The 12,452-nt window shown below is 69.3% G+C and carries 8 protein-coding genes; 3 read left to right on the top strand and 5 right to left on the bottom strand.

Annotated elements, in window-relative coordinates; all coding sequences use genetic code 11:
* The first annotated feature begins 13 nt into the window (after nucleotides 1-13).
* Genes FXO23_RS33385 through FXO23_RS33375 form a run of 3 tightly spaced genes read left to right on the top strand, consistent with a single transcriptional unit; the run spans nucleotide 14 to nucleotide 5,099 of the window.
* On the top strand, nucleotides 14-3,187 hold the full coding sequence (locus tag FXO23_RS33385; RefSeq protein WP_179956952.1) for a non-ribosomal peptide synthetase: 3,174 nt from the start codon (nucleotides 14-16) through the stop codon (nucleotides 3,185-3,187).
* Nucleotides 3,184-4,353 (top strand): acyl-CoA dehydrogenase family protein, encoded by a 1,170-nt coding sequence (locus FXO23_RS33380; protein WP_158889665.1) that lies wholly within the window; start codon nucleotides 3,184-3,186, stop codon nucleotides 4,351-4,353. The genes FXO23_RS33385 and FXO23_RS33380 overlap by 4 nt, the downstream gene beginning before the upstream one ends.
* Nucleotides 4,350-5,099 (top strand): thioesterase II family protein, encoded by a 750-nt coding sequence (locus FXO23_RS33375; RefSeq protein WP_158889663.1) that lies wholly within the window; start codon nucleotides 4,350-4,352, stop codon nucleotides 5,097-5,099. Before FXO23_RS33380 ends, FXO23_RS33375 begins: the two co-directional genes overlap by 4 nt.
* 9 nt (nucleotides 5,100-5,108) lie before the next feature.
* Here the strand turns inward: FXO23_RS33375 and FXO23_RS33370 are convergent, their stop codons facing one another.
* From FXO23_RS33370 to FXO23_RS33350, 5 genes are all read right to left on the bottom strand, one after another.
* Complete coding sequence (locus FXO23_RS33370; RefSeq protein ID WP_218952222.1) at nucleotides 5,109-5,549, bottom strand: response regulator transcription factor; 441 nt, start codon at nucleotides 5,547-5,549, stop codon at nucleotides 5,109-5,111.
* A 51-nt stretch (nucleotides 5,550-5,600) separates the two neighbouring features.
* Nucleotides 5,601-6,707 carry a metal-dependent hydrolase family protein gene (locus FXO23_RS33365; protein WP_246258184.1) on the bottom strand — a complete coding sequence of 369 codons (1,107 nt, stop codon included), beginning with the start codon at nucleotides 6,705-6,707 and terminating at the stop codon, nucleotides 5,601-5,603.
* 988 nt (nucleotides 6,708-7,695) lie between these two features.
* A complete protein-coding gene (locus FXO23_RS33360) occupies nucleotides 7,696-10,707 on the bottom strand; it encodes an alpha-mannosidase (RefSeq protein ID WP_158889657.1) in 3,012 nt (1,003 codons plus the stop codon).
* 5 nt (nucleotides 10,708-10,712) lie between these two features.
* The gene (locus FXO23_RS33355) at nucleotides 10,713-11,546 is read right to left on the bottom strand and encodes a carbohydrate ABC transporter permease (protein WP_158889643.1); all 834 of its coding nucleotides are present in this window, start codon (nucleotides 11,544-11,546) and stop codon (nucleotides 10,713-10,715) included.
* On the bottom strand, nucleotides 11,543-12,436 hold the full coding sequence (locus FXO23_RS33350) for a carbohydrate ABC transporter permease (RefSeq protein WP_158889641.1): 894 nt from the start codon (nucleotides 12,434-12,436) through the stop codon (nucleotides 11,543-11,545). Before FXO23_RS33350 ends, FXO23_RS33355 begins: the two co-directional genes overlap by 4 nt.
* Nucleotides 12,437-12,452 lie beyond the last annotated feature (16 nt).

Here is a 12,452-nt window from a genome sequence, read left to right as displayed (position 1 = left end):
AAGGCACGCTTACGTGAGCTCCAACCGAGTTAGCAAGAAGGGCATCGAGGACGTCTACGAGCTCGCCCCCATCCAGCAGGGCCTGCTGTTCGAGCAGTTGAAGCGCCCGGAGGCGGGGGTCTACTTCGAGCAGCTCGTCCTCACCTTCGAGGGCACCCTGCACACCGGCGAGTTCCAGCGCGCCTGGCAGCAGGTGGTGGACCGGCACCCGATCCTGCGCACCTCGTTCCACTGGCGCGATGAGGGCCTGCCGCTCCAGGTCGTGCACGCGAAGGCCGAGCTGCCGCTGGAAATCCTGGACTGGCGGGACATTCCGGCCGACGAGCAGCAGGACAAACTGCAGGCGTGGCTGGACCGCGAGCGGGTCGAGGGGTTCGATCTGACGAAGGCCCCGCTGATGCGGATCTCGGTCATCCGCAGCGAACCGGAGAAATGGCTGTTCGTCTGGCGGCTCTCGCACCTGCTGATGGACGGCTGGTCCTTCGGCCTCGCGGTCACCGATCTCATCGAGGCCTACCGGGCGCAGTGCCTTGGCCACGAACCCAACTGGGGCCCGATGCGCCCCTACCGGGACTACGTGGCCTGGTGGAGCAAGCAGGACGGCGAGGACAGCCTCGAGTTCTGGCGGTCCGAACTGGACGGTTTCCAGCCGCCGGAGCCGTTGTTCCTCGGTGGTAAGCCACCGGGCCCGGGCGAGCCCAGCCACGGTTTCGTGGAACTGCAACTGGTGGACATCGAACCGGGCCTGAAGGAGCTGGCGCGGACCAACCAGCTCACCCTGAACACCATCGTGCAGGGCGCCTGGCTGATCGTCCTCGCGCACTACTACGGCACCACGGATGTCGCCTGCGGATTCACCATGGCGCACCGGCCGCCGGAACTGCGCGGCAGCGAGACCATCCTCGGCCCGCTGATCGCGACCATGCCGGTGCGGGAGAAGCTGGAGATGACCAGGGCGGCGCTGTCCTGGCTGCGCGATCTGCAGGTGCACATCGCCGCCGTGCGCGACCACACCACCATGCCGCTGTTCGACGTGCAGCGGGTGCTGGGCCGCGCGCTGGACGTGCCCCTGCTGGAAAGCAGCGTCTCCTACGAGAACATGCCGATGCCGGACTTCGCGCTCGCCGAGACCGGCTCGAAGATGACGAACATGCGGTACGACGGCCGCCCGCACTACCCGATCACCATGGTGATCATGCCGGGTGAGGGGATGCCGCTGCGGGTGATCTACGACCGCAACCGGTTCTCCCCCGAGGCCGCGCACCGGTTCTGCGACCAGCTGCGCGAGGTGCTGACCAAGATGGTCGAGCATCCCGAACTCACCCTCGGCGAGCTGTCCCCCGGCGCGGCCGAGGCGGTTCCGGTGAGCGGCGGGACCACCATGGCGATCGACGAGGAGACCCTGCACGGCGCGTTCACCGAGCACGCCCGGCGCAATCCGGACGCCGAGGCGCTCACGTTCGGCGACCAGCGGCTCAGCTACGCCGAACTCGACGAGTACAGCGACGCGATCGCCGGCCGCCTGATCGGCGCCGGCGTGCGCCCGGGCGCCCGGGTCGGCCTCTGCCTGGACCGCTCGGCGCGGCTGGTCGCCTCGATGATCGGCGTCTTCAAGGCGGGCGCCGCGTACGTGCCGCTCGATCCGGAGCATCCCGCGGAACGGCTGGCCGACATGCTCTCCGACGCGGGCATCGAGGCCGTCGTGACGTCCCCGGAGCTCGCCGAGCGGGTGCCGGAGTTCGACGGAACGGTGCTCACCCTCGACGGCGAGGTCCTCACCCGGCCGTCCGGGCTGGCGCTGCCGGAAACCGGGCCGGAGCAACCGGCGTACGTGCTCTACACCTCCGGTTCGACCGGGCGGCCGAAGGCCGTGGTGGTGACCCACCGGAACGTGCAGAGCCTGCTCGCGGCGGGCCGCGAGCTCTTCGAGTTCGGCGTCGGCGACGTGTGGACGTTCAGCCACTCCTTCGCCTTCGACTACTCGGTGTGGGAGATCTGGGGCGCGCTGGGCAACGGCGCCCGGCTCGTCGTGGTTCCACAGTGGACGGTCCGCTCGCCGGAGGAGTTCCACCGCCTGGTGCTCACCGAACGGGTCACCGTGTGCAGCCAGACGCCGACGCTGTTCGAGCACTTCGCCGCCGCCGACGCCGAATGGGACGGCACGCGGAAATCCGTGCCGTCGCTGTCCGCGCTGCGCCGCATCTTCATCGGCGGCGACCGGTTGCACGCCTCGATCCTGCGGGACTGGATCGACCGCCACGGCGACGACCGCCCGCGGGTGTACAACCTCTACGGCGTCACCGAGGCCGCGGTGGTGTCCACCTACCACCGGATCACCGCCGGGAACGTGGCCGAGGACGGGCCGGTCCCGATCGGCCGGGCGCTGCCCAACCAGCGGGCCTACCTGCTCGACGAGCGGGGCCGCTCGGTGCCGCTGGGCACCCAGGGCGAGCTGTGCGTGGCCGGGCCCGCGGTGGCGCTGGGCTACCACAACCGGGACGAGCTGACCGCCCGCCGGTTCGGCGCCGAACCGGCCGCGCCGGGTGAGCGGATGTACCGCACCGGCGACCTGGTGCGCGCCCTGCCCGACGGCGCCCTGCAGTACCTCGGCCGCGGCGACACCCAGGTCAAGATCCGGGGCTACCGGGTCGAACTGGGTGAGATCGAATCCGTGCTGCGGGCCCACCCCGCGGTGCGCTCGGCGGTCGCGATCACCCGGCGGGACGCTTCCGGTTCGGCGAAACTGGTCGCGTATGCGGTACCGAGCGACAAGGGTCAGGTCGAACCGGCCGAACTGCGGGACTTCGCCGCCCAGCGCCTGCCCGAGCACATGGTCCCGGCCGCGATCGGCTGGATCGACGAGATCCCGACCGGGATCGGCGGCAAGATCGACACCAAGGCCCTCCCCGAACTGGGCGTGGACCAGGCGGCGACCGCCGAGATCGTCGAGCCGCGCACCGAGATGGAACGGGCGCTCGGCGCGATCGTCGGCGAACTGGTGGAGACCGACCGGATCGGCGTGCACGACCGGTTCGGCGACCTGGGCCTGCACTCGGCGCATCTGATGCGGCTGATGACGATCCTGCGTTCGCGGTGGGGCGTTTCGGTTCCGCTGCGCGAGTTGTTCGTCGCGCCGACCCTGGAAGCCTTGGCCCAGCTCGTGGAACGGGAGAAGACGTCCGCATGACCACCACCGAACCCACGACGGCATCGCTTACCCGGCTGTCCCCCGAGGACGCGGCGTGGCAAGCCCACGTGCGGGACTTCGCGCGCAAGCAGATCGCGCCGCTGTCCGACGAGATGGACCGCAAGGCGACCCTGGATCCCGGGTTGCGCGAGAAACTGTTCGCCGCGGGCCTGATGGGCATCGAGGCGCCGGTGCGCTACGGCGGCCGGGGTGGCTCGCTGTTCCAGGTCGTGCTGGCGATCGAGGAGGTCGCCCGGGTCGATCCCGGGGTCGCGGTCGCGGTCGACGTGCAGAACGCCCTGATCGTGGCCGCGCTGCTCCGGCAGGGCAACGGCGACCAGAAGCGCAAGTACCTCCCGCTGCTGGCCACCCGGCAGGTCGGCGCGTTCTCATTGTCCGAGGAACAGGCGGGTAGCGACGCGTTCGCGGTCGCCACCACCGCCACCGAGAAGGACGGCGGGTACGTGCTCAACGGCCGCAAGCGGTGGACCAGCAACGCGGCACAAGCCGATCTGTTCCTCCTGTTCGCCCGCGCGGAGGAGCACGGCGCTTCCGCGTTCCTGGTCGAACGTTCCGCCGCGGGCGTCACCGTCGAACCCCGCACCGAACAGCTGGGTGTGCGGGCGGCGTCGACCGCGGACGTGGTGCTCTCCGATGTCGTGGTGCGGAAGCAGCAGTGCCTCGGCGGGCTCGGCAACGGCGAAGGCGTGGCGATCGCGGCGCTGGACATCGGCCGGATCGGGATCGCGGCACAGCTGGTCGGCCTGGCCCAGGGCGCGCTGGACGAGGCGCTGGCCTACAGCCGGAAGCGGGAGCAGTTCGGCCAGCGCATCGGCTCGTTCCAGGGAGTTCAGTTCACTCTGGCCGAGATCGCGACCGAAGTCGCCGCGGCCCGGGCGTTGCTCTACGACGTCACCCGGATCGTGGAGGGCGGCGCGGACATCGCCGAACGGCTGCGGCTTTCCGCGATGGCCAAGTACTTCGCTTCCCAGGTCGCCGAACGCGCCGCCTCCAACGCCGTGGAAGTGCTGGGCGGCAACGGGTTCACCCGGGACTACCCGGTGGAACGGTTCTACCGGGACGCGAAGGCGGGCCGGATCTACGAGGGCACCTCGAACATCTTGCTGCGGGGTATCGCCGGTTCGCTTCCCGAGGAGAAAGCATGACGAACCGGGGCCGGATCCAGCGGCCGGTCCCCCGGTCCGGGACCGCGACCGTGCGGCTCTACTGCCTGGCCCACGCCGGTGGCGACGCGAGGATGTTCGCGAAGTGGGCCGAGCTGCTGCCCGAGTACATCGAGGTGTGCCCGGTGCAGTTGCCCGGCCGGGGCGAGCGGCTGCGCCAGCGTCCGCTGGACACCCTGGACGCGGTGCTCGACGACATCCTCCCGGTCGTGGACACGAGCCTTCCCTACGCCCTGTTCGGGCACAGCCTCGGCGCGATCCTGGCGTTCGAGGCGGCCGACCGGCTGCGGGATCGCGCGCCGGCGCGGCTGTTCGTGTCCGGGCACCGGGGCCCGCACCTGCCGTTGCGGGAGGAGGTGATCCACCACCTGCCGGACGCGGAGTTCGTCGCGCGGCTGCGGGAACTGGGTGGGACGCCCCAGGTCGTGCTGGAGAATCCCGGGTTCCTCCGGATGTTCCTCCCGGTCATGCGGGCCGATTTCACGATCTCGGAAACCTACCGCTACCAGAACCGGGCAGCGCTGAACTGCCCGATCGTGGTATTCGGCGGGACCGAGGATCCCGACGTGAACTCCGCCGAACTCGACGGATGGCGCCGGCACACGGACGGTGGCTGCCGGGTGGAGCAGTTTCCCGGCGACCACTTCTTCCTGTTCAACGAGCCCGAGCCGATGCTGGCGGTCCTCACGAGCGAACTGGACGAGTTCGCGCCGGCTCGGGCGACCTGAGAAGCGCGTTCAAGAAGCGGCTTCGCTGGGCGGTGGCGCCGGTCTGCCGCCCAGCAGGTGCTCGGGGACCAGGGAGGACCGCAACGCGATCACCACCGCCTCGGTGCGGTCGGTCGCACCGAGCTTGCGGTAGATCATGTGCAGATGCGCCTTCACCGTCTGCTCGGTGATGTGCAGCGTCCGGCCGATCCGGCGGTTCGACACGCCCTGCACGAGGAGTTCCAGCACCTGCTGCTGGCGCCGGGTCAGCCGGACCGCGGGCCGCGGTGTGAGGAATCCCGCGTTCACGCCGTCCAGCAAGGAGGTGACCGGTTCGGACCGGATGGCCCGCCGTTGCTCGCTCGGCGGCTGTTCCTGGTAGGCGGCCAGCTTGGTACGCGCCTCGCGGGCAAGGTCACCGACGACCTGGAAATGCGCCAGGACGTCGTCGATCGTCTTCAAGGCGGCCACCAGGTCACCCTCTTTTTGAGGCGTAAATGACATAGTTATCCTTTGATCGGGTCATGCGGTGATGCGTTGTGCCGTGGCGGAGCTCTTGACCAGCGCCCCGGATTTCCAGACGTGCGTGATCTCATCCGGCCGCGCCAGGACGGTGATGTCGTCCAGCGGACTGGAAGCCAGTGCGATGACGTCGGCGTCGAAGCCTTCGGCGAGTTGCCCGGACCGCGGTGCCTGCGGGCCGAGCGTGAGCGGCGCCGTGGCCGTACCGGCCTCGATCGCCTCGAGCGGGCTGAGCCCCGCGGCGACCAGGTGGCGGAACTCCTCGCCGTTGCGCCCCCAGGCCAGGGGCGAATTGCCGGACGCGTTGGTGCCGAGGTCGGTGCCGAGCGCGATGCGCACCCCGGCCGAGTACGCGATGGCCATCGCCTCGCGATGACGTTCCTCGATCTCCTCGAGTTTGCGGCTCGCCGCGGGCGGGAGCAGGTTCTTGCGGCTGAGGAACCCCTCGTACACGGTCCGGGTGGGCACGAGAATCGCGCCGGCCTCCTTCATCGCACCGGCGATCTCCTCGTCGACCTCCGTCCCGTGCTCGATCGTCCGGCACCCGGCTTCCAGCGCGGCCAGGATCCCGGCCTTGCCGTGGCAGTGCGCGGCCACCACCCGTTCGGACCGGGTGGCCTCCTCGACGATCGCGCGCAGCTCGGGAGCGCTGAACTGCTGGTGCCGCGGATGGTCGAGTTCACTGATCACCCCGCCCGAGGTGCACACCTTGATCACCCGGGCGCCCAGCCGGAGCTGCAACCGGACCGCCCGCAGGCATTCGGCGACCCCGTCCGCGACGTGCAGCATGCCGTTCGGCCGCTGCGGATCGGAGACCCAGGTGTAGGGCAGCGAATGCGCGTCGGAATGCCCGCCGGACTGGCTGATCACGCAGCCCGCCGCGTAGATCGTCGGACCCGGGACCGTGCCTTCGTTCACCACCTGGGCCAGGAAGATCCCGTAGCCGCCGACCTCGCGGACACTGGTGAATCCCGCCCGCAGGGCGACCTCGGCATCCCGCACCGATCGGGCGACCGCGACCTCCGATCGGGTGAGCATCAGCCGTTCGGTGCTGACCGAGTCCGGCAAACCGACGAAATGCGTGTGGCAGTCCCACATTCCGGGCATTACCACCGGAACCCGAACTATTTCGTCCCCCGAACCGGCACCGGGTGCGTTCGTTTCCGGACCGGCGTAGTGGATACGGGCGCCATCGAGGACTACCACCCCGTCGGCGACCGGCTCCCCCTTGCCGGGTATTAGCAAATTCGCATGAATTCGATACAAGTCGGACCTCAGCGTTCAGCAGATCGAATTTCGACCGAATAGCGGTGTGCAACGATCCTCATGCGGTACGCGACCGAGCGCCCCTAATCCGATAACCGGCCGCGAGAACATGGCGATCCCACCCGAAACTTCCGGTACGTCTTGCGCGCGATACCGTACTCGTGCAAGAATCCGCTGGCCACCAACGCGCGGCCAATGCACTGCAGATGTGTGCTTTCACGAAATCCCCCACTCAATCAAACCGGCGGAATTCTTCCGGTGCGTCCTGACACATTGAGTATCCCTCCCCAGAGGAACGCACGCCGAAACAGTCGATTGCCCTGGATTCACAGTCAATCGCGAGAACAGGACCCCAGCGATCCCCCACCATCGGAGATCATTCCTTGACAAGCGCGAGTCTACCGGAGGCAGTCCCAAGCGGCAAGGAAGCTAACGATTGCGCCAAAAGGCGGAAGCAATGGAGAAAATGATACGATAAATGACCGTCTCGCCATCTCGACCAAACGGCCAGACTTGATTCGACTAATGTCAACCTACCGGCCACTCAATTTTCCACGCCGATAGTTTCTCGAATCGGAAGTATCCGCACCGCAAGACACCCGATTCGTTGTCCGAACTCGCTCGTCCGACCTCCGATCTCTGGTCACCCCAGCGGACCTGACCAGGGCCCCTGTCGACCCGGCCGAGTATTGGCAGGAATTGGCCGGTCGCAGTTTCGCTCTTGAAGCCGGGTTCAAGTCAACCCGAACCCCTTACCGCTATCCGGCCCGTTACTCTGCCCGAATGGACATTGCCGCCGTTCGGGCATCCTGGTATATGCGGAGCGTGGTCAGGACCGGGCCAGGCGGAGCGTGACGATCTCGAACGGACGCAGCCGGACGCTCAGCGCACGACCGGTCACCGCGTAATCCTCGGTCCGGTCCCACCGCCGTTCGAGGAGATCGGTGGACCAGGCAGCGGCCAGGGCGAAGCCCGCGGTGATCCGGGCGCCGCTCCGGGCGCCGGTGGCCTGGTAGAGCCGCACGATCACATCACCGGACCGGTCATCGGCGAGCTTCACCGATTCCACGCACACCGCCGGATTGTCGACCGAGATCAGCGGTTCGACCGGTTGCCCGCCTTCGACCACCCGGACCGGCAGGTTCAGGAAGTACCCCTCCCGCACCGCGTCCGCGAGCTCGGCGCCGGCCACGAGCGCGTGCCGGAACCGGTGCACGCCGTGGTCGGTCTCCGGATCCGGGAACCGCGGCGCGCGCAGCAGGGACGCCCGGACCGTGGTGGCGATTCCCCCGGCCTCCTTGGCGAACCGGGTCACGTCATGGCCGTAGGTGGCGTCGTTGGCCAGGGCGACCCCGTAGCCCGGCTCGGCCAGGTGCACCCAGCGGTGGGCGCAGATCTCGAACTTCGCCGCGTCCCAGCTGGTGTTGCGGTGCGTGGCCCGGTACACGTGCCCGAACTGGGTCTCCGCGGCCGACCGGTCCGCGTGCACGTCCAGCGGGAAGGCCAGTTTGAGGAACTTCTCCGTCTCGTGCCAGTCCACCTCGGTCTCGATGTCCAACCGGCGGGCGCCCGGCCGCAGCGTCAGCAACTGGGTGACCGTCGACCGGGAGAACGACCGGACCACCCGCACCCCCGCCGGCCCGGGCGAGACCTCGTCCGCCTCGACGAGATCGGTGCCGGTGTTGCGGTAGAACTCGTCCACGTCCCACGCGTCCCACTGGTTCGGCAGATCGGGATGCAGTTGCAGCAGGTTCGCCACCGCACCCGGGGCGATCACCTCGCGTTCCGCGGCGAGATCCAGCACCGAGACGATCAGCCCGCGCCGGTCCACGGTGACCCGGAGCAGGCCGTTGTCCAGTTCGAAGCCGCCGTCCCGCGCGTGCGCGGTGACCGGGTCCGCCGGTGCGGCCAGGGCCGCCGCACCCCCCGCGGGCAGCCCGGCCCGCTCGTGTGGTGCGGCGTTGAACGCGATCATCCGGTCGCCCGCGCCCGCCAGCGCGCGCTGCGCCTCGCCGATGACCTCCTCGAGCTCCCCGGCCACGGCGCCGTAGGTCCGCTCGGCTTCCCGGTGCACCCAGGCGATCGAGGAGCCGGGCAGGATGTCGTGGAACTGGTTCAGCAGCACGGACTTCCAGAGCCGGTCCAGCCGTTCGTACGGGTAGTCGAGTCCACACCGGACGGACGCGGTGGCCGCCCACAGCTCGGCCTCGCGCAGCAGGTGCTCGCTCCGCCGGTTGCCGTACTTGGTCCTGGCCTGGCTGGTGTAGGTGCCGCGGTGGAACTCCAGGTACAACTCCCCCGCCCACACCGGGGCGTCCGGGTACTCCTCCTGCGCCTGGCGGAAGAACTCGGCGGGCCGCTCGATCGCGACCCGCGGTGATCCCTCCACATCGGACAGGCGGGCCGCGCGGGCGAGCATCTCCCTGGTGGGGCCGCCGCCACCGTCACCCCAGCCGAACGGGACCAGCGAGCGGCGCGCCCGGCCCTTTTCCGCGAAGTTGGCCGACGCGTGGGCGAGTTCGGCCCCGGACAGCTCGGAGTTGTAGGTGTCGACCGGCGGGAAGTGGGTGAACACCCGGGTCCCGTCGATGCCCTCCCAGAAGAAGGTGTGGTGGGGGAACGCGTTCGTCTGGTTCCAGGAGATCTTCTGGGTGAGGAACCAGGTCGACGCCGAAAGCGCGATCAGCTGCGGCAGGGCCGCACTGTAGCCGAACGAGTCCGGCAGCCACACCTCGTCGGTTTCGATCCCGAACTCGTCGGCGAAGAACCGCTTGCCGTGCACGAACTGCCGCGCCAGGGCCTCGCCACCGGGCAGGTTCGTATCCGACTCCACCCACATCCCGCCGACCGGGACGAACTGCCCGGCGGCGACCTTCTCCCGCACCCGCGCGTACAGCGCCGGATGGTGCTCGGAAAGCCAGGCCAGCTGCTGGGCCTGCGACATCGCGAAGACGAACTCCGGATGCTCGTCCATCAGCGCGGTCACGTTCGCCGTGGTCCTGGCCACCTTGCGCACGGTCTCGCGCAGCGGCCACAGCCACGCCGAGTCGATGTGCGCGTGCCCGACCGCGGACACCCGGTGCGCGCTGGCGTGCGCGGGCCGGGCGAGCACCTCGGCCAGCCCGGCCCGGGCGGCCTTCGCGGTGCCCGGTACGTCCTGGAGGTCCACCGCGTCCAGCGCCCGGTCCAGGGCACGCAGGATTTCCCACCGGCGCGCCGAATCCACCGGCAGCGCACGCATGAGCTGGTCGAGGACCTCGACATCGGCGACGAGTTCCCAGACCTCTTCGTCGAACACGGCGAGCGACGCGCGCGCGAGGCGGTACAGCGGCTCCGGCCCGGCCGTCTCGAGGTCCCCGAGGCGGGTCGGCCGGAACAGGTACCGTTCGTCGTGGATTACCGGGTTCGCCGCCGCTTCGACGTAGTAGACGATCTCTTCCCCGCCCGCGACCGGGGCGCCCACGCGCACCCAGCCGTTGCGCGGGTTGAGCCCCTTCACCGGGGTGCCGTCGCCGGAGTAGACCAGCCCCTCGCACTGGAACCCCGGCATCACGCGGTCGAAGCCGAGGTCGACCACCAGTTCCACCACGCGCCCCGCCCAGGCTGCCGGCACGGTCGCGGTGAACCGGAACCAGGTGGTGCCCCACGCCGGCCCCCACTCCTCGCCCACGGCGAACGGACCGAACTCCGCGGCCAGCGCGGTCGCCGGAGGCACCGGTTCGCCGGGCGCGTGCCAGGCCGCGACCCGCACCGGGATGGATTCCGGGTACACGGCGGGCCGGACCCGCTCGCCGAGCACCCGCTCGATCCGCCCCTCGATCAGCTTCCGGTCGTCGTGCAAGGTTCCTATCCCTTCAGGCTGCCCGCGGTCAGGGCTCCGACGATGTAGCGCTGCAGAACGACGAACACGACGATCACCGGGACGACCGCCAGGATGCTGCCCGCGGCGAGGTACTGCGTGGTGATCTCGCTGCTGGTCTGCTGCAGGTTCACCACCCCCACCGAAACCGGGTAGAGGTCCGAGTCGTCGACCAGGACGAACGGCACGACGAACTGGGACCAGCTCAACACCGCCACCACGATCGCCGCCGAAGCGATGCCGGGCGCCGCGGCGGGAATGACCACCGACACCAGGGCCCGCCCGCGCGTGCAACCGTCCACCATCGCGGCCTCGTCCAGCGAGTCGGGAATCGACTCCAGGTAGTCGCGCAGGAACCAGGTGAGGAAGGGCGCGGTGACCGCGACGTACACCAGGATCATCCCGAGGTAGTTGTTGATCAGGCCGACCGCCACGAACGCCCGGTAGACGGGCACCACCAGCACCACCGGGGAGATCAGCTGGCAGGCCAGCACGAACCGGGAGAACGTGCGCGCGCCCCGGAACCGCAACCGGGACAGGCCGTAGGCGGCGGGCAGGCAGACCGCGAGGCACACCACCACCGAACCGGACACCACGATCACCGAATTCAGCAGGTAACGACCCATGTCCGTGGTCGCGAGCACGTGCCCGTAGTTGCTCCACCGCGGACTGGCGGGTACCAGCGGCGGCGGGGCGGCGGCCACTTCTTCCGGCGTGCGCAGGGAAAGCGAGAACACCCACAGCACGGGGAACACGAAGACCAGGACGGTCACCACCATGCCCAGGTACAGCAGCACGTTCTGCCAGCGCCTCGTATTCACACCCGAGCCTCCCGCCGTGCGGTGTACCGGAAGTAGAAGCCGATCATCACCACGTTGATCAGCAGCAGCACCACCGACATGGCCGCGCCCCGGCCGAGGTTCAACTGGTTGAACATCTGGTCGTAGACGCCGAGTGCGAGCACCTGCGTGGCGGTGCCCGGACCGCCCCCGGTGAGCGCCAGCACCATGTCGAAGGTGTTGAAGGTTTCCACGGTGATGGTGACCAGATCGATCGCGATCAGCGGCAGCAGCACCGGGAAGGTGACCGCGCGGAAGGACTGCACCGGGCCCGCGCCGTCGATGCGCGCGGCCTCGAGCAGATCGCGGGGAACCGTCTGCAGCCCGGCGTACATCAAGATCATGGACAGCGCGGTGCCCCGCCAGATGTTCGCCACGGTGACCGAGATCAGCGCGGCGTCCGGATCGGAGAGGAACGCGGTGTCCCCGGAAAGTCCCACCAGCCCGCCGAGGTAGTTCAGGATTCCCGCCGAGCCCTCCTGGTACAGCAGGCTCCAGATCACCCCGATCACCACTCCGGGGATCGCCCACGCGGTGAGCACCACGGTCCGGGTGACCAGCGCGCCGCGCAGGCCGCGGCGCTTCGCGGTGTCCACCAGCAACGCGATGGCGAACCCCAGCAGGAGCTGGAAAACCACGCTGAACACCACGAACAGGAAGGTGATCCGCAGGATGTCCGCGAAGTCCTGACCGGCCACGACGCTGCGGTAGGGCGCCGCGGTGTACGAATAGGGCTCACCGGCCACCAGGGTCGCGTCGGTGAAGCTCAGCCGCACGATCTCCACCAGCGGGTAGACGAAGACCAGCAGGAGCACGGCCCCCAGCGGCAGCATCCAGAGCCACGGCCGTGCGGCGACGGGGTTGCGCGACATCCGCCCTCCCTGGAGT

The sequence above is a fragment of the Amycolatopsis anabasis genome, from assembly GCF_009765355.1.
Lineage (GTDB): Bacteria > Actinomycetota > Actinomycetes > Mycobacteriales > Pseudonocardiaceae > Amycolatopsis > Amycolatopsis anabasis.
Note: the sequence above shows the minus strand (reverse complement) of the source record. Positions and strands in the feature narration are given on the sequence as shown.

Excerpts from the sequence above, each read along its gene's own strand:
- FXO23_RS33380 (WP_158889665.1), top strand. The coding sequence starts at position 3,184 with ATGACCACCACCGAACCCACGACGGCATCGCTTACCCGGCTGTCCCCC.
- FXO23_RS33375 (WP_158889663.1), top strand. The coding sequence starts at position 4,350 with ATGACGAACCGGGGCCGGATCCAGCGGCCGGTCCCCCGGTCCGGGACC.
- FXO23_RS33365 (WP_246258184.1), bottom strand. The coding sequence starts at position 6,707 with ATGCCCGGAATGTGGGACTGCCACACGCATTTCGTCGGTTTGCCGGAC.
- FXO23_RS33350 (WP_158889641.1), bottom strand. The coding sequence starts at position 12,436 with ATGTCGCGCAACCCCGTCGCCGCACGGCCGTGGCTCTGGATGCTGCCG.